This window comes from Streptomyces sp. NPDC015125 (assembly GCF_043080045.1).
In the GTDB taxonomy this organism is placed as follows: Bacteria; Actinomycetota; Actinomycetes; order Streptomycetales; family Streptomycetaceae; genus Streptomyces.
On sequence record NZ_JBIBVF010000013.1, the window covers coordinates 120,032 to 138,219 of the forward strand.

Sequence of the window (18,188 nt, forward strand, 5' to 3'; positions counted from 1 at the left end):
AAGGCAGCGGGACAGGGGAAACGCAGCGGGCGTGCCCCGGGCCGGCCGAACCGGCCGCTCAGTACACGTCTCAGTACACGTCTCAGTACACGTCGCGGACGTAGCGCTTCTCCGCTGCGAGCTGCTTGACGTAACCGGCCGCCGACTCCTTCGCCAGACCGCCGTGTGCGACGGCGATGTCCCGCAGCGCACGGTCGACGTCCTTGGCCATCCGGGACGCATCGCCGCACACATAGAAATGGGCGCCGTCCTGGAGCCAGGACCACAGCTGGGCGCCGTGTTCGCGCATCCGGTCCTGGACGTAGACCTTGGCGCGCTGATCGCGGGAGAAGGCGGTGTCCAGCCGGGTGAGCAGCCCGTCGCGGCGCAGCCGGCCGAGTTCCTCCTCGTGGTAGAAGTCCGTGGTCCGGCGCTGCTCGCCGAAGAAGAGCCAGTTGGGGGCGCGGTGGCCGCGGGCCCGCCGCTCGTCGAGGAAGCCGAGGAAGGGCGCGACGCCGGTGCCGGGGCCCACCATCACCATCGGGGTGGCCGGATCGGCCGGCGGCCGGAAGTGGGCGGCGCGCTGGACGAACACCGGCACCGGGCACCCGGGCTCGGCATCGGCCAGAAAGGTGGAGGCGACGCCCTTGCGCGGGTGCCCCCGGCGGTTCTCGTAGCGGACCACGGAGACCGTCAGCCGGACCAGGGCGGGATCGGTCAGCGGGCTCGACGAGATGGAGTACAGCCGCGGCTGCAGGCGGGTGAGGACACCGGCCCACTGTGCCGCACCGGCCCGTACCGGGTGTTCGGCGAGGACGTCGACGGCCTGCCGGCTCCAGGCCCACTGGGCCAACTCGCCCTTGTTGTCCGGCCGCAGCAGCTTCTTCAGGACGCGGTCACCGGTGCGTTCGGCGATCAGCCGGAGGAGCCCGGGGGTGATCCGGGCGATGTCGAGATGGCGGTGCAGGGCCTCGCCCAGCGGCACCGTGCCGAGGCCCGCGAGGTCGACGGCGGCGGCGGGGTCGAGGCCGGTGACGGCCAGCCACTCCGCGACGAGGTCCGGGCAGTTCTGCGGCAGTACGCCGAGCGCGTCGCCGACCTCGTAGTCCAGGGGGCTGCCGTCGTCGTCACGGGTGTCGAAGGAGAACTGCCGTACCTCCTTGGCGGCCCCGGGGCGGCTGAGCAGCTGATTGCCGACGAGACGAACCGTGGTGGGCGCGGCCTTGGAGGGGCGGGCAGGGGCCGGGGCGGCGGGGGCCGGGGCGGCCTCCGGTGCGAGTGCCCCGGCGGCCGGGGCCCCGGCGGTGCCGGTGTCCGCACCTTCGCCCGCACCTCCGTCCGCACCTTCGTCCGGCTTCGCGTCCGGCTTCGCGTCCGGCTTCGCGCCGGACTCCAGGGCCGTGAGGACCTGGTCGAGCCACTGCCCCGCCGGCTGCTCGTAGTCCGGTTCGCAGTCCGTGCGCGGTGCCAGCCGCACCGCGCCCAGCTCGGCGAGCCGGGCGTCGAGCCGGCGGCCGTGGCCGCAGAAATCGTCGTACGAGGAGTCGCCGAGCGCGAGGACGGAGTAGCGCACGCCGTCCAGCCGCGGGCTGTCCGGCGCGTTGAGGGTCTCCCAGAACCCGGCCCCGTTGTCGGGGGCGTCGCCGTCACCGAAGGTGCTGGTGACCAGGAGCAGATCGGTGCCGCGGGGCAGGGTGGCCGGTGCGCTGTCGGCCATGCTCAGCAGCGTCGCGTCCCGCCCCCTGCCCTGCAGCCGCCGGGCCGTGTCGGCGGCGGCCTCTTCCGCGTTGCCGGTCTGGGAGGCCCAGAGGACAAGGACCGTACGTGCGGGCGGGGCATCGGCCGTGGCGGTGGTGGCATGCGCCGGGTCCGCCGCCGTCGACGGCCGGGCATCCGGTGCCCGCGAGAACATCCCGGCCAGCACGCCGTTGACCCACAGCGCGCTCTCCGGACCGAAGGGCGCCTCGGCGGGCAGCACGGGCGTGCCGGCAGCGGTTCCGGAGCCCAGCCCGGCGAGGAAGCCGGAGAGGTAGCGGCGTTCGTGGTCGGCCAGCACCGGCGGGGCGGAACCGGCGAGCCGGAACACGTCGGACAGCGCCGCCACCGTCCCCTGGGTGCCGGGGCCCCGGCCCGTGCCGGGGCCCGTGCCGGAGTCCTGGCCCGTGCCGGAGTCCTTACCCGTACCGGTCTCGGGCGCGCCGCCGCCCGTATGCGCCGCGCCCGCCCCTCCCGGCCGGTGCCCCGCCTCGCCCGCCACCCTGGCCAACGACACCGCACACACCTTGAACTCGGGCTGGAAGGAGACCGGATCGACCGCGTCATGGGTGACCGCATTGACGCTGAGGTACTCGCCGAACAGATCGTTCCAGTGGAAGGGCGCAAAACAGTTCCCGGGCCGTACCCGGTCGGTCGGCACGGCGGGCAGCACCGCCCGTCCGCGTCGCGAGGCGACCTCGACGGTGTCGCCCTCCGCGATGCCCAGCGCCCGGGCATCGTCCGGATGGAGCTCCACGAACGGGCCCGGGTTGAGCTTGTTCAGCTTGGCGACCTTGCCGGTCTTGGTCAGGGTGTGCCACTGGTGCGGCAGCCGTCCGGTGTTCAGCACATACGGGAAGTCGTCGTCGGGCAGCTCGGCCGCCGGAAGGTGCGGACGGGCGAAGAAGGCGGCCCGGCCACTGGCGGTGGGGAAGGAAAGCCGGGGTCGGGTGCCGTCCGGCCGCTCCTGAAGGGTCTGGCTGCTGCCGTCGTTGAGGTAGCGCACCGGATTGCGGTCGGGGCCGTCGGCGGCCGCGCTGGGCCACTGCACGGGGGTGTGCCGCAGCCGCTCGTAGCTCACCCCGCGCAGGTCATAGCCGGTCTGCGGGTTCCAGGCGCGCTTGATCTCCTCGAATATCTCCTCCGCGCTCTCATAGCCGAAGGCGTCCCCGTACCCCATCTCGCAGGCGATCCGGGCGATGATCCGCCAGTCCGGCCAGGCCTCGCCGGGGGCATCGGCGGCCTGCCGCACCAGCGTCAGATTGCGCTCCGAATTGACCATCACGCCCTCGGACTCGGCCCACATGGCGGCCGGCAGCACCACATCGGCGTACGCATGGGTCTCGGTCTCCGCGAAGACGTCCTGCGAGACGACGAACTCGGCCGCCTCCAGTCCCTCGATGACCGTCCGGCGGTTGGCGACCGAGGCGACGGGGTTGGTGCAGATGATCCAGCACGCCTTGATGTCCCCGTCCGCCATTCGCCGGAACATCTCGACGGTTCCCCGGCCGGGTTCGTCCGCCCGCAGCGTCCCCGCCGCAAGGCCCCACAGCTCTTCGGTGAAGGCCCGGTCCCCGGCCACCAGCGTCGAGCGCTGGCCGGGCAGGCCCGGCCCCATGTAGCCCATCTCGCGGCCGCCCATCGCATTGGGCTGGCCGGTGAGCGAGAAGGGGCCGCTGCCGGGACGGCAGATCGCACCGGTCGCCAGATGCAGGTTGATCAGCGCGTTGGTGTTCCAGGTGCCGTGGGTGCTCTGGTTCAGGCCCATGGTCCAGCAGCTCATCCAGTCGCCCGCGGCGCCGATCCACTCCGCGGCCCGGCGGAGGTCCGCCTCCGGTATCCCGGTGATCTCCGAGACCACCGAGGGCGGATAGTCGCGGAGGAAGTCCGGCATCGCCTCCCAGCCCTCGGTGTGCTCGGCGATGAACTCCGTGTCGACGGCGCCGTTTTCGACCAGCAGGTGCAGCAGGCCGTTGAGCAGCGCCAGATCGGTACCCGGCGCGATCTGCAGGAACAGATCGGCCTTGGCGGCGGTGGCGGTGCGCCGTGGATCGACCACGATCAGCTTGGCGCCCGCCTTCACCCGTTCCCGCATCCGCAGGAAGAGGATCGGGTGGCAGTCGGCCATGTTCGAGCCGATGACGAAGAAGACCTCGGCGTGCTCGAAGTCCTGGTACGAGCCGGGCGGGCCGTCCGCGCCCAGCGACAGCTTGTAGCCGCTGCCCGCGCTCGCCATGCACAGCCGCGAGTTGGACTCGATGTGCCGGGTGCGCACAAAGCCCTTGGCGAGCTTGTTCGCCAAGTACTGGGCTTCCAGGGTCATTTGCCCCGAGACGTAGAGGGCGAGGGCATCCGGGCCGTGCTCGTCGACGATCTTCCGCAGCCGCCCGGCGGTCCGCTTGATCGCCGTGTCCATCGCCTCGGCCGCCGGCTCGTCGCCGCGGTCCGCGCGCACCAGAGCGGTCGACAGCCGCCCCGGCGCGGCGAGCAGCTCGGCGCTGGTCGCGCCCTTGGTGCACAGCCGCCCGCCGTTCGCCGGGTGGGCCTTGTCGCCGGCCGCCTTGCGGACCGTCCGCCGCCCGTCGGGGCCCGTCGCGACATCCAGCACGATCCCGCAGCCGACGCCGCAGTACGAGCATGCCGTCCGCACCTGCGTGAGGCTCTCGGCCGGCGGTTCCGGTGCGGTCACGGGTGGTCCCCTTCGTGGTCGGATGCTCCGCCCACGGTATGAATCGCCCGTTAACCGGGTGTCACGTCGAGTGATCACCCGTCGTTACGGCGGCCACACAGTCGCCGGCCGCGCCCCGTGAGGACGGCCGGCGGCCGCCGCTCAGGGAAGGAGCGCCTCCAGCGGTACGTCCGTATCGGCGAGCCGGTCGGGGTCCACGGCCTGGCCGCTCGCCACCAGGGCCCGGATCGGATCGGTGACGTCCCAGACGTTCACATTCATCCCGGCCAGCACCCGGCCGCCGGAGAGCCAGAACGCGATGAACTCCCGGGCAGCGGTGTCGCCGCGGAAGACGACCCGGTCATACCCCTTCGGTTCGACGTATCCGGTGTACTCCATGCCCAGGTCGTACTGGTCGGTGAAGAAGTACGGCAGCCGGTCGTAGCGGACCTCCTGGCCCAGCATGGCCTTGGCGGCGGTCTGCGGCTGGTGGAGGGCGTTGGCCCAGTGCTCGACGCGGAGGTGCCTGCCCAGGAGGGGGTGGTAGGCGTTGGCGACATCGCCGGCGGCGTAGATGTCCGGGTGGGAGGAGCACAGCTGCTCGTCCACGACGACCCCGTTGTCGACCTTGAGTCCGGCCGCCGCGGCCGGCTCGCTGTTGGGGGTGATCCCGATGCCGACGATGACCGCATCGGCCGCGATCCGGGTGCCGTCGGCCAGCCGTACCCCGTCCACCCTGCCGTCCGTGCCGGTGATCTCCGTGACCTGGGTGCCGCAGCGCAGCGCGACGCCGTGCTCGGTGTGGAGATCGGCGAAGATCTGGGCGACCTCGCGGCCCAGCACCCCCAGAAGGGGCAGCGGCCCCGCCTCCAGCACGGTCACCTCGGCGCCGGCCGCCCGCGCGGCGGCCGTGGTCTCCAGACCGATCCAGCCGCCGCCGATCACCACGATCCGGGACGCGGTCCGGAAGACCTCCTTGAGGCGGTCGCTGTCCGCCAGGCGCCGCAGCGTGTGGACCCCTTGGAGGTCGGCGCCGGGTACCGGCAGCGGGCGCGGTGTGGAGCCGGTGGCCAGCAGCAGCTTGGCGTAGCCCAGCCTGCTGCCGTCGGCGAGCGTCACCTCGTGGCCGGCCGGGTCGAGGGCGGTGACGGCGTTGCCAAGGCGCAGATCGACGTCGTGCTCGGCGTACCACTGCGGCGGGTGGACGTACACCTTCTCCTTCTCGGAGGTGCCCAGCAGATAGCCCTTGGACAGCGGCGGACGCTCGTAGGGACGCTCGCTCTCGTCACCCAGCAGCAGAACGGGGCCGTCGAAGCCCTCCGCCCGCAGTGTCTCCGCGGCCTTCGCGCCGGCCAGCCCCGCTCCCGCGATCATGAATGCTGTGTTCTGGGCCATGTCCCGCTCAGCTCCTTCGGACGATCGGTTACCCGGTCATCAGTTACCCGCCCGGAGCCCGGGCGGGTACCGCCGAAGGAGTTGCCGTCAGTCCCGCCCGGCGGTCCGCTCCAGATGTCCCCGCAGCGCCCGCGCCGTCAGATCGCGGTCCTCGCCCACCACGAAGGCCCGGACGCCGTCGGCGCGCCACTCGGCGCGGCGCTCCGGCGTGGTGGACATGGCGCAGAAGGGAACGGAGTGGCGGCCACAGGCGTCGCTCAGGCTCCGGACCGCTTCCCGGACGCGGGGGTGCCGGACCTGCCAGGGCACCCCGTACGACTGGGAGAGATCGCCGGGTCCTGGCAGGACCAGGTCGACGCCGCCGGGGGAGAGGATCTCGTCGATCGCCTCGACCCCCTCGGCGTCCTCGATGAGCGCCACGATCATGATCTCCGCGTTGGCCCGGCGGAGGTACTCGGCCGGGTCGATGCTGCCGAAGCCGGGGCCCCGGCCGCCGTTGAGGGAGCGCATGCCCTCGGGCGCGTAGCGGGCGGCGCGGATCGTGGCGTCGATGTCCGCGCGGCACCGGACGTGCGGGACGACGATGCCCATCGCCCCGGCGTCCAGGGCGCGCAGCACGGCGCCCGGATCGGCCTCGGGGACCCGGACGAAGGGCGTGAGCCCGGTCGTCTCGGCGGCCCTGATGAGGTTCTCCAGCCGCTGCGGGTCGACGAGGGTGTGCTCGGTGTCCAGGATGACGAAGTCGTAGCCGGCGCAGCCGATCATCTCGACCATGGTGGGCTCGGGCAGCGTGCTGAACAGCCCGTACACCTCCTCGCCCGCGGCGAGCCCGCGCCGGACCTGGTTGGGGCGGAGCATCTCAGACCTCCCCGGCCGCACCGGGCTCCCCGGCCGCACCGGGCTCCCCGGCGCCGAGGAAGTGGAAGCCGGGACGCGGATGCATCAGGAAGTCGTGGTGCGAGATGTTCCAGGCGTACGCCCCGGCGACCCCGAAGACCACCCGGTCACCGGCCCGCAGCCCCGGCGCCGGGACGTTGCGGGCGAGGACGTCCTTGGGGGTGCACAGCTGACCGGTGACGGTGACCCGGCCGCTCTGCGCCGCCGACCGCGGCCAGGGGTGCGGCCAGGGCGCGTCGGACGGCAGGACCGTGCAGGGCTGGTCGTGGCCCTTGGTCGCGGGGGTGCGCAGATGGTGGGTGCCGCCGCGGACCACGGCGAACTCCTCGCCGTGGCTGTGCTTCACATCCAGCACCTCGGTGGCGTACCAGCCGCAGTACGCGGTCAGCGCACGCCCGGGCTCGATGCGCAGGGTGAAGCCGGGGTGGGCGTCGGCGAGCCGCGCCAGGCCCGCACCGAACGCCGCCCAGTCGAACCGGCGCTCCGGGGCGGCGTAGTCGACGGCCATCCCGCCGCCGATGGTCACCTCGGTGAGCGGAATCCGGTGGTGCGCGGCCAGCCCGGCGGCCCAGGTGACCACGGCCTCCGACACGGCGAGCTGCTCGGGTGCCTCCAGGCCGCTGGCCAAGTGGGCGTGGATGCCGCGGAGTTCGAGCTGCGGGTAGGTGCCGTCGGTGAGCAGCGTGACGACCTCACCGGCCTGCGCGGGGTCCAGGCCGAAGGGGGTGGGGCGGCCGCCCATGGCGAGCGAACTGCCGTCCAGGGAACCGTCGTCGACCGGCAGGTTGAAGCGGGCCAGCACCGCGATACGGCGCTGTGGCGCCAGGCGGCCGGCCAGGCTCGCGAGCATGTGGAGCTCGTACACGCTCTCCACGTGGAAGCGCTGCACACCCAGCTCCAGCGCCTGGGTGACCTCGGCGGGCGTCTTGCCCGGTCCGCCGAAGGCGAGCGGCGCGTCCGGCACGGCCTTGCCGACGTGCGCCAGCTCGCCGCCCGAGGAGACCTCGTAGCCGTCCACGTACGGGCGCAGCGCCTGAAGGATCTCCGCCTCCGGGTTGGCCTTGGCCGCGTAGTACAGCTCGACGCGCTCGGGCAGTGCGGCCCGGACCTCGGCCAGATGCGCGCGCAGCGCCGTCAGGTCGTAGAGGTAGGCGGGCAGCTCCTCGGGAGCGAGGGCCAGGGTGCGGTCGCGGACGCCCGGGGTGAGGGCGGGGGCGGGAGTGGTCATCGTGCGCTCCAGGGGGTGGTGTCGTCGGTACGCACGGCGCCCGACAGAACGGCCTCGGCCAGCGGCGAGGGCAGCAGGACATAGCCGGCCTCACGGTCGGCCTTGCGCTCCCAGCGGGTGAGCAGATTGGCCTTCGCGGGCAGCGGGACGCCGGCCAGCAGGGCGGCCAGCCGCGGCGGGCAGCCGTACCGGTCCGCGTGGGTCTGCAGGGTGCGGCGGACCTGCGCCCACAGCTCCGTCTCGGTGTCCGGGTGCAGGTCGGCGAGCGCGGCGAGCATTTCGGCGACGTGGTTGACCAGCAGGCAGTACACCACGCGGTCCCAGCCGCGCTGGGCGTCGTAGGTCATCGGCGCCGCGATCTGCTCGGGCAGCGAGGCCAGCAGGTCGGCGTGGTGCTCGGGGACGAGCTTGGTGCCCTCCAGGTCGCGGAAGAGGACCTGGGCGGGCATCCCGTCGCCGTCGACGCAGACCAGCACGTTCTGCAGATGCGGCTCCAGCACCAGACCGTGGTCGAAGTAGGCGGCGAGCACCGGCGGCAGCAGCAGGTTGAGGTAGGCGGCCCACCACTCCAGCGCGGCCTGCGGACCGGCGCCGTCCAGGAGGCGGGAGATGTGCGCGGGGCTGCTGGGGTACTCGTCGGCGACCGCGCCCGCCAGCAGCGGGGTGGTGCCCGGCAGCAGCCGCTGGGACAGGCCCTCGCGGACGATGACGCCGAAGCCCTCCAGCAGCTCGGTGTCCGGGCGGCCGTCCGCGCCGGGCAGGGCGAGGCTGCGGTAGGCGGGCTCCCGGAGCACCGCCGCGCCGGGGAACCGGGTGGCGAGATCGGCGAGCGCGGGCGCCAGCAGCCGGGTGAGGGCCACGGCCCCGGACAGCTCGTAACTGGCGTTCTTGCGGAGGCAGTTGGTGATGCGGACGTTCAGGCTGAACTTCAAGAACGCGTCGCCGTCGTAGAGCGTGCGCACCGACGCGGTGGCGGCGAACGGCGTTTCGCTGCTTCCCAGGACGCGGATGTCGTCGCGGTCCAGCGCCTCTTGAAGGCCCGCGTGGTCGCGCAGCAGCTCGTACTGCCAGGGGTGGACGGGCAGCAGCCGGTAGCCGTCCGGGACGTCGGCGTGCAGCGCGTCCAGCGGGTCGGTGGCACCGTCGCCGGACCCCTCCTCGGCGATCAGCTCCTCGCGTACGGCGAGCAGCAGCAGCGGGAAGACGGCCCCGGTCTCGGGGGCGTAGGACTGCCAGGCGGTGGGGTCGCCGGTGCGGGCCTTGGGGGTCGGGTGGAAGCGGTGGCCGAGGATCAGCGACTGCTCGGAGGTGACGTAGGCGGCCTGCCAGTCGTCCGCATCGGCCGGGCCGGCGGCGGCGCCCTGCTCCGTACGGGCCGCCAGCGCCGCCGAGACGGCCTGGTGGCTGGAGGTGATCTGCGCCAGGAACTCCTCGTTGTCGACGCCGGTGCGCAGCGACAGCTCGGCGTGTACGTACTCGGCCAGCCGGCGCCAGCCGACCTCGGCCCAGCCGTCGGCGGTCTGCTCGGACACCGGGCCGGTGAACCGGTGCGCGCCGAGCAGCGAGGTACGGCGCAGCGCGACCCGCAGCAGCACGCCGCGCCGCGGCAGCCGCAGCAGCAGCCGGCCGTGGTCGACGGCGGTCTGGTGCTCGGGTCCGGACACCTCCCGCAGCAGGCAGTTGAGCAGGGTGTGTGCCACGGCCTGGTCCGCGCTGGGCAGAGTGGCGGGGGCGGCGCAGGCCGCGGCGGGGGCGGGTGAATTGGTCAGCGAGGGCATCACAGGCTCCTGCGGGTGCGGAGAGTACGGGGAAGGCGGGGGGCGGCGGTCGCCAACACGGTGACCAGCGCTATCGCGGTGCCGGTCAGGACGGGCGCGGTGGGGCCGAACCAGTCGTTGCCGACCGCGGCGGCCACCCCGGCGGCGACCGCGCCGGCCTTGGAGAAGAATTCGATCGAGCCGAACAGCCCGCCGGGGGCACGGCCCTTGGCGCAGTCGGCGGCCAGCACCGACATACAGACCAGGCCCAGGGTGAGGCCGGCGCCGAGCACCAGACGCACCGCGATGAACGAGGTGAGCGAGTCGGCGATGCCGTGCCCGGCCAGGCCCAGCGCGATACAGCCGAAGCCGAGCGCTATGCCCGCCCGGGGGCGGCTGCGGAAGAGCGAGTGCACCGGGATCGCGGCGATCAGGTAGCACATGTGCGGCAGGGCGAACAGGACGCCGGACACCATCGGTCCGGTGCCGGGTATGCGCTCCTTGATGAGGGAGATCAGGTACGGGAACGAGATGACGGTGGAGAAGACGAAGGCGAACTCGATCGCGTACAGGGCCCGCAGGGAAGCGGCGGGGGCACGCCCGGAAGGTTCGGCTGCGGCCTCGACCACCGGCGTTCCGTCCGCCTCGGCCTCCGCGGTGGTGGCCTGCGGTGGTGCCGGGCGGGACCGCGGCGGCTCCGGGAGCGCCGCGAGCATCGCCGCGGCGGCCAGCGGCAGCACGGCCAGCAGCGCGTACTGGCGGTGCGGCGACAGCCACGGCGTCAGCGAGCCGACCACGATCGGCGCGCACACCAGCGCCGCGCGGGCACTGCCCTGCATCAGCGTCAGCGCCCGGGACAGCGCATGGCCCTCCAGCGCCGCCCCCAGATAGCCGTTCGACGCGGCGAAGGTGCCGCCCAGTACGCCCTGGATCACCAGCGCGGCGGCGAAGGTGCCGATCGAGTCGGCCCAGCCCGCCAGCAGGAACGCCGCGGCGAGCCCCAACTGCGCCCGCAGCAACAGCCGTTTACGGCCGAACCGGTCCGCGAGCCGCCCCCACAGCGGCGCACCGATGGCGCCGAAGATGGTGGGCACGATGTAGAGCAGACCGGCCCAGCGGGCGGCACCGTCGCCCAGCTCGGGCAGGATCTCGGTGAGGTACGGCGGCAGGCCCAGCGCGGCGAACGAGGCCACGAAGTAGCAGCCGGCCACGGCGAACACCTGGCGGCGGGCGAGTCCTGGGCTGACCTTGGTCTCGACGGCGGCCGGTTCGACGCGTGCGGTGGTGGCGGTTTTCGTCGGGCTCATCGGGCTCATCGGGAAATCCCCGTCGGCAGCAGATAGTTGGGGCCGGTGGTGTAGTGCTTGTTGATGTCGGCCGCGCCGGACCGCTCCTTGGACAGCAGGGTGCCGGCGCTGACCATCGCCTTGACCGGCAGCTCCGGGGCGTCCAGGACGTGGGCGCGCAGCGCGGCGCCGGGCCCGCCCGGCGCGGTGCCGAGGCGTGCGACGGCCTCGGCGAGCCGGTCGCGGACCAGGCCCAGCAGCCGGTCGAGCGGTGCCCGTCCGTGCCGGGCCAGCCCGAAGGCGTAGGAGCCCGCGCACAGATGGAGGGTGATGGTGGTGAACAGGTCCAGCACCGGTTGGTCGTGGTCCGCGAAGATCCGCGGGTCGGCGAAGTCGGCGGGGTCCGGGGCGTCCTCGCCCAGGGTCTCCCGCAGCCGTACGGCGTTGATGCGCGGCGCGTCGTTGTCCTTGAACAGCAGCCGCAGCCGGGTGCCGTGTGCCCCCTCGTCCAGTACCAGCGAGATGTTCTGCTGATGCGACTCCAGGCCGAAGCCATAGCCGAACAGGGTGGTCTGCCAGTCGAAGAGCAGGGCGAGAACGGCATCCAGCAGGGCCAGCGGGTCACCGCCGTAGAAGCGGTCGGCGAGCTCGTCGATCACCAGCCGTCCGCCGGGCGCCCGGCCCAGCAGCGCGGCCATCGGCACCACGGCACTGCCGTCCAGCCCGGCCGGGTAGCGCCGGCACAGCACGGCCAGCAGCTCGTGGCCGGCATGCGCGTAGACCGTCTCGTCGGCCTGCAGGATCGATGCGGCGAACCGCGGCTCGCGGGCGATCACCTTGTCCAGCAGCCGCTGGCCCTCGGCGCCGTCGATGAGGGTGCGGGGCTTGATGGTGCGCCGGTTGCGCAGCCCCAGCGTCGCGGTGGCCAGCGGCAGCTTCAGATGCAGCCGGGGGTCGGCGTCCACCGCCACGGTCCGCATCGACAGGGTCGGCACCGCGCGGAGCAGGGCGCGCCCGGACAGCACCGCCTCGCCCTCCAGACCGGTGTCGCGCAGCGCCTCGTCCAGCGCTTCGCCGAGCGTCAGCGGGTGGACGGGCAGGGCGAGATGGCTGTCGTCGAGGTGCGGCAGCTCCAGCTCCGCCGGCGTCGGCCAGCAGCCGGGCAGTGCCGCGGTGCCGCCCGCGACGGTCATCGCGGCGCGCGGTACGGCCAGCCAGCGCAGCGGGAATTCCGGATGGAACTCGGGGGCGTAGGACCGCAGTTGGTCCTCGTCCAGGCCGGAGCGGCCCCGCGAGGTCGGGTAGACCGGGTGGTCGATGCGTGCGGCGAGGGTGTCGTACGCCAGCCCGCCGTCCACTCCCTGCCAGGCGCCGGTAGCGGCGCCATGGCGCTTTGCCAGTACCCGGTCGGCCTCGTCCCGGGTGCGGGTGTGCAGCCGCATCGTCGCCAGGGTCTGCCGGCACTCCTCGGCGAAGGCATCGAAGCCGGGGCGGTCGGCCGGGTCGGCGAGCGCGCGCAGAGCGGTGAGGACCGCGTCGACCGAGGTGAGCCGGGCGCCGTCGGACTCGCGGACGAGCAGTGGCAGCCGGGCGGCATGGGTGCTCTGGTAACCGTCCGCGCCCAGCGGCAGCAGCAGGGCAGCGGCGTCCGGGCCGGCGGGCAGCCGCAGCCAGGGGCCGTCCGGCCGCTCCAGCAGCGTGCCGCGGGTGCGCAGACCGACCACGTCCTCGCGGAGCAGTGCACCGAGCACCCGCACCAGCAGCTCGGACTCCTCGGCCCCGGCCGTCTCCGGCCCGGTCGTGTCGGCGGTCGTGTCGGTGGTGTTGTCGGCGGTGATGTCGGGGGAGACGGTCATGACGAGATCTCCCAGCGCTCGGCGGCGAAGAAGCCCTTCGCGGCCTGCTCCAGGGCACTGCGGTCGGTGCCGGTGGCCCGCAGGACACCGAGGTAGTCGCGGTTGGTGCGGTACAGCGGGTGCTCGGTGCCGACCGCGCGCAGCGGCCGGTAGGCCAGCCGTACGCCGTCCGTCTCGCGGTCCGTGGCGGCGGGGGCGGCGGTGAGCGTCCCGGCCCGGTCGGCGAGGGCGTACTCCACCCGGCCCGCGCCGTCCTGCCGGGCACCGAGGTCGGCGGGCAGCGGCTCGCCGAGATGGGTCCGCAGGACGTGCTCGAACAGCTCGATGCCCAGGACCCGGGCGAGCAGCAGATCGCACTGATCGCCGATGACGCGGTAGTTCACCTCGATGAGCCGGGCCCGGCCCTCGTGCACCACGAACTCCGTGTGGCAGGCGCCGAACCCGACGCCCAGCGCGTCGAGTTGGGCCAGCACCTGGGCGACGACGGGCTCCGGGTGGGCGGCGACGAAGTCGTGCCGCTCCTCGATGAAGGACGGCGGCGCGGAGAGGGTGGTGTGGAAACCGCCCAGCACATGGCGCAGCCGGCCGTCACCGAGGGTCTCCAGGGTGTAGAGCTCGCCGGCCAGGAACTCCTCGGCGACCAGCGCCCCCTCCGGGCGCCGGGCCTGTATCTCCTCGGCGCGCGCCACCAGTTCCCCGGGGCCGGCGGCCAGCATCACGTCCTCGCTGGCCACGCCCTCGCGGGGTTTGACGACACAGGGGTAGGGCAGCTCCGCCGCGGTGAGCGCCGAGGGGTCCTGCCCGGGGGCGAGCTCCGCGGACCGCACGGTGTCGGCGCCGGACGCGGCGAGGTGGCGGCGCATCTCGGCCTTGTTCTTGGCGCGCAGCGCGGCCCGCCAGTCCTTGCCCGGCAGCCCGAAGTACTCCGCGGCCAGGGCCGCCTGGGTCTGCAGATGGTCGCTGTTGGTGAAGACCGCGGCGGCCGGGTGGTGGGTGGCGATGCGGGTGATGACGGCACGGAAGTCACGGACGTCGCACTCCAGGACCTCTGCCCGGCAGCCGGTGCGCCGGTGCGCTTCGGGCTGGTCCGTCAGCAGCGTGACATCGAGACCGAGGCGGGCGGCGGCGGGGAGGAATCCCTCGGTGACCGAGTCGGTGGGGTTGAGAGCGAGCAGATACATCCGCATGGGCGGGGCCCTTCAGGATCAAGGGTGGTGCGGGGGACATCGAGGGCGGGGGCGGGCCGTGGGGACGGCGGCCCACCCCCGTTTCGGGCGGGTCAGCTCTTCGGCAGCGGCACGCCGGTGGCCTTCGCCACGTCGGCGAGCATGTGCTCGGCGGCCTGGATGCCGATACCGGACATCCAGGTCTCGTCGGGCACATTGATGACCTTGTGCTTCTTGACGGCCGGCAGGTCCTTCCAGACCGGGTTGGACGTGACGTCCTTCTGCTGGGTCTTGCTCGGCGTGTCCGCGGTGGTGACGAACACCAGGTCCGCGTCGGCCTTGTCGATCTGCTCCGGGCTGACGTCGAGCATCGTCTTGGCCGGGTCGGTCGAGCTCTGCGACTTCGGCCGGGCCAGGCCGATGTCGTTCAGCACCACGCCGCTGTAGGAGGACTTCTGGTAGAGGCGGGTCGGGCCGGCGACGAAGCGCACCACGGACGCCGACGGCATCGTGCCGTGGTACTTCTTCTTGATGGCCTCGCCCAGCGCCTTGGCCCGGGTCTGGTACTCCTTCAGCTTCCGGTCGGCTTCCTTCTCCAGACCCAGCGCCTTGGCGTGGACCTTGAGGTTGGCCTTCCAGGGACCGCCGGTGGTCTCGGTGAAGACGGTCGGCGCGATCTGCTGGAGCTTGTCGTAGATCTTCTCGTGCCGGACCTTGGAGGACAGGATCAGGTCGGGCTTCAGGGCGATGATCTTCTCCAGGTTCGGCTCCAGCAGCGGACCGACGTCCTTGACACCCCCGATCTCGTCCTTCAGGTAGGAGGGGAAGCCGCCCTCGGTCTTCATGTGCGGGGAGACCGCGCCGACCGGCTTGATGCCGAGCGTGGCGACGTCGTCGAGCTCACCGGTGTCCAGGACGACCACGCGCTTGGGCTTGGCGGGGATCTTCACGTCGCCGCCCATGGCGCTCTTGACGGTGCGCGGGAAGCCGGCGCCGCCCTTCGCCGCGTCGTCGCCGCCCGAGGACGTGCCGCCGCCGCACGCGGTGAGGGCGCCCGTGCCCAGGACGACGGCGAGCAGCGCGGCCGGCAGCCGGCCGGCGCCGTGAAGAGTGGATCTGGTCAGCATGAGGGTTCAACTTCCTGAGGGGGAGCGGAAAGGGGAGAGGCTGTGGGGGGAGAGGCCGGGTCAGGCGGAGACGGCGGTGTGCCGTTTCGCGCTGCCCTTGGGGACGACCAGCGGGGTGCCGGTCTCGGGGTCGGGGATCACCCGGCAGTCCACGTCGAACACGGACTTGACCAGCTCCGCGTCGAGGACGTCCGCCGGTGCACCGGCCGCCGCCAGCTGCCCGTCCTTGAGGACCACGAGGTGATCCGCATACCGGGCCGCCTGCCCGAGGTCGTGCAGCACCATCACCACGGTGCGGTCCGCCTCGGAGTGCAACGCGGCGACCAGATCGAGGACATCGAGCTGGTGCCGCAGATCGAGGAAGGTGGTCGGCTCGTCGAGCAGCAGCAGCTCGGTGTCCTGGGCCAGCGCGAGCGCGATCCAGGCGCGCTGCCGCTGGCCGCCGGAGAGCCGGTCGACGGGCTGGTCGCGCAGCTCCAGGGTGCCGGTGCGCCGCAGCGCCTCCTCCACCGCCTGCTGATCCGCCGTCGACCAGGGGCTCAGCAGCCGCTGGTGCGGGTAGCGGCCCAGCCGGACCAGCGCCTCGACCGTGATCGCGTCGGGGGTGACCGGCTGCTGGGGGAGCAGCCCCATCCGCAGGGCCAGCGCCCGCGCCGGCATCCGGTGGATATCGGCACCGTCCAGTGCGACGGTGCCGGCGGACGGCGCCAGCAGCCGGGTCAGCCCGCGCAACAGGGTCGACTTGCCGCACGCGTTGGGGCCGACGACGGCGGTGACGGCGCCGCCGGGCAGCACCAGGTCGAGGCCGCCGACGATCAGCCGGTCGCCGTAGCGCAGATCGAGGCCCTGGGTGGAGAGCTGGTTGGCGGTCATCGGACACTCCTGTTGACGGAACTGCTCTGACGGATCATCAACACCAGCAGCCACGGCGCGCCCAGCGTGGCGGTGACCACGCCGACCGGCAGCCCGCCGACCGGCAGCAGGTACTGCGCCACGAGATCGGAGGCGAGCAGCAGCACGGCGCCGGCCAGGCCGGACAGCGCCAGCGTCCCGGCGGTCGGCGGCCCGGCGAGGAACCGCACCATGTGCGGGACGGCGAGCGCGACAAAGGCGACCGGGCCGGTGAGCGCGGCGGCCAGCGAGGCCAGCACGATGGCGACGACCAGGATCTGCAGGCGGGCGGTGTGGGTGCGCAGACCGAGCGCGCCCGCCGAGTCGTCGCCCAGGTCGAGGACCGTGAGCCGGCGGTGCAGTGCGAAGGCGGCGAGCAGCGCCACGGCCATCGCCCCGCCCGCGGACCACACTTCGGTCCAGGTCCGCCCGTAGACCGACCCCGTCGTCCACTGGAGGGCCGAACCGGCCAGCTCGGTGGGGAAGCGGACCACCATGAAGCTCACCGCCGCGGACAGCCCCGCCTGTACGGCGAGACCGACCAGCACCAGGCGGGTCACGCTGACCCCGGAGCGCCAGCCGAACACCCCCAGCAGCACCGCGGCCAGCAGCCCGCCACCGAGGGCGGCCAGCGGCATCAGCGCCTGTGAGGCCCCGGCGGCCAGCATCGCCACCGCGCCGAACGAGGCACCGCCGGTCACCCCCATCACATCGGGGGAGGCGAGCGGATTGCGGAACAGCCGCTGCAGCAGGGCACCGGCCACCGCCAGGCCCGCGCCGGCGACGATCGCCGCGACCATGCGCGGGGCCCGGAACTCCTGGACCACCAGCACCGTGGCGGAATCGCCGATCCCGAACAGTCCCTGGACCGCATCGGCGGGCGGCAGCGGCATATCGCCGTTGGCCACCGACACCGTCACCAGTACGCCGAGCACCACGAGGCCGGCGAGGGCGAGCAGCAGGGTCCGGCGGACCGTGCGCCCGCGTCGGGGGGCGGGGGAGAGGGAGGAGGACGGGGAGCCGAGCGGCTGCTCGTTCCGTGCGAGGTCGGTCATCGGGCCACCTTCCGGGCCAGCAGCGCCAGCAGCGGCGCCCCGAGGAATGCGCTGATGATGCCGACCTGCAGCTCGGACGGCCGGATGACGACCCGTCCGAGGATGTCGGCGGCGAGCAGCAGCAGGGGACCGGCGATCAGACAGCCGGGCACCACGATCCGGTGGTCGGAGGTGCGCAGCAGCTGGCGGACCAGATGCGGTGCGGCCAGTCCGATGAAGGCCAGCGGACCGGCCACCGCCACCGCCGACGCGGCGAGCAGGACGACGGCCAGACCGCCCGCCACCCGGATCCGGGACACCCGTACGCCCAGCGCCTGCGCCGCATCGTCGCCCAGCGCCAGCGCATTGAGGGCGGGGGCCAGGGCCAGTGCGAGGAGCAGGCCCAGCGCCAGGGTCGGCAGCACCGGGTAGAGCACCGACAGCGGGCGCTCGGCCAGCGAACCGGCCATCCAGAACCGGGCCTCGTCCAGCGACCGCTTGCTGGCCAGCATGACCGTCGAGGTCCAGGAGACCAGGACGAGTTGGAGGACGGTGCCGCCCAGCGCGAGTCGCGCCGGGTCGAGATCTCCCGCGCGCCGGGCCAGCGCCTGGGCGAACAGTGCGGCGGCCGCGGCTCCGGCGAATGCGAACCAGACGTACTGGCCGGGGCGGGTCAGGTGCAGTGCATAGATCGCGGTGACCACCGCGAAGCCCGCGCCCGCATTGATGCCGAGCGTCGTCGGGGAGGCGAGCGGGTTGCGGGTGACGCCCTGGACGACCGCACCGGCGACGCCGAGTGCCGCGCCGACCGCGAGGGCCACCACGGTCCGCGGCAGCCGAAGTCCGGTCACCACCAGGGCATCCCGTCCGTGGACGGCGCCGGACAGCGCGTCCCACACGGTGGACAGCGGTACGGACCGGGCGCCGAGGGCGAGGCTCAGGGCGGTACAGGCCGCCAGGGCACAGAGCCCGGCCACGAACAGCGGGACGCGCCGCAGGAGGTTCGCGGCGGGACGCGCATCGGGCACAGGGGGTGCGGTGGCAGGTGGTTTGATCGTCGGCACGCGTCGTTACATTAGGTTAGGCATACCTAAATCTGCAAACGCGACAGCGTTAAACAATCAACTGTCCTTTTTGTCGGACGAGTGT

12 protein-coding genes are annotated in these 18,188 nt (G+C 73.1%); all 12 read right to left on the reverse strand.

Features of this window, described 5'->3' with window-relative positions:
* Positions 1–82: 82 nt before the first annotated feature.
* Entirely contained in the window at positions 83–4,423 is a 4,341-nt protein-coding gene (locus ACF088_RS25410; protein ID WP_392378078.1) for a molybdopterin-dependent oxidoreductase, read from the reverse strand.
* A gap of 141 nt (positions 4,424–4,564) precedes the next feature.
* Positions 4,565–5,797 (reverse strand): NAD(P)/FAD-dependent oxidoreductase, encoded by a 1,233-nt coding sequence (locus tag ACF088_RS25415; protein WP_392378079.1) that lies wholly within the window; start codon positions 5,795–5,797, stop codon positions 4,565–4,567.
* A gap of 87 nt (positions 5,798–5,884) precedes the next feature.
* Positions 5,885–6,655, reverse strand: a complete 771-nt coding sequence (locus ACF088_RS25420) for an HpcH/HpaI aldolase/citrate lyase family protein (protein WP_392378080.1) — start codon at positions 6,653–6,655, stop codon at positions 5,885–5,887.
* A gap of 1 nt (position 6,656) precedes the next feature.
* Positions 6,657–7,922: a type III PLP-dependent enzyme gene (locus ACF088_RS25425; protein ID WP_392378081.1), complete on the reverse strand. Its 1,266-nt coding sequence runs from the start codon at positions 7,920–7,922 to the stop codon at positions 6,657–6,659.
* On the reverse strand, positions 7,919–9,700 hold the full coding sequence (locus ACF088_RS25430; RefSeq protein WP_392378082.1) for an IucA/IucC family protein: 1,782 nt from the start codon (positions 9,698–9,700) through the stop codon (positions 7,919–7,921). The genes ACF088_RS25425 and ACF088_RS25430 overlap by 4 nt, the downstream gene beginning before the upstream one ends.
* Positions 9,700–10,986, reverse strand: coding sequence for an MFS transporter (locus ACF088_RS25435; protein ID WP_392378083.1), 1,287 nt, complete (start codon positions 10,984–10,986; stop codon positions 9,700–9,702). Before ACF088_RS25435 ends, ACF088_RS25430 begins: the two co-directional genes overlap by 1 nt.
* A gap of 5 nt (positions 10,987–10,991) precedes the next feature.
* Entirely contained in the window at positions 10,992–12,821 is a 1,830-nt protein-coding gene (locus ACF088_RS25440; RefSeq protein WP_392378084.1) for an IucA/IucC family protein, read from the reverse strand.
* Positions 12,818–14,008 carry an acetyl-CoA carboxylase biotin carboxylase subunit family protein gene (locus tag ACF088_RS25445; RefSeq protein ID WP_392378085.1) on the reverse strand — a complete coding sequence of 397 codons (1,191 nt, stop codon included), beginning with the start codon at positions 14,006–14,008 and terminating at the stop codon, positions 12,818–12,820. The genes ACF088_RS25440 and ACF088_RS25445 overlap by 4 nt, the downstream gene beginning before the upstream one ends.
* A gap of 92 nt (positions 14,009–14,100) precedes the next feature.
* Complete coding sequence (locus tag ACF088_RS25450; RefSeq protein ID WP_392378086.1) at positions 14,101–15,114, reverse strand: ABC transporter substrate-binding protein; 1,014 nt, start codon at positions 15,112–15,114, stop codon at positions 14,101–14,103.
* 60 nt (positions 15,115–15,174) lie between these two features.
* On the reverse strand, positions 15,175–15,987 hold the full coding sequence (locus ACF088_RS25455; protein WP_392378087.1) for an ABC transporter ATP-binding protein: 813 nt from the start codon (positions 15,985–15,987) through the stop codon (positions 15,175–15,177).
* A complete protein-coding gene (locus ACF088_RS25460; RefSeq protein ID WP_392378088.1) occupies positions 15,984–17,060 on the reverse strand; it encodes a FecCD family ABC transporter permease in 1,077 nt (358 codons plus the stop codon). Before ACF088_RS25460 ends, ACF088_RS25455 begins: the two co-directional genes overlap by 4 nt.
* Positions 17,057–18,067 (reverse strand): FecCD family ABC transporter permease, encoded by a 1,011-nt coding sequence (locus ACF088_RS25465; protein WP_392378192.1) that lies wholly within the window; start codon positions 18,065–18,067, stop codon positions 17,057–17,059. The genes ACF088_RS25460 and ACF088_RS25465 overlap by 4 nt, the downstream gene beginning before the upstream one ends.
* Between the last annotated feature and the right edge of the window lie 121 nt (positions 18,068–18,188).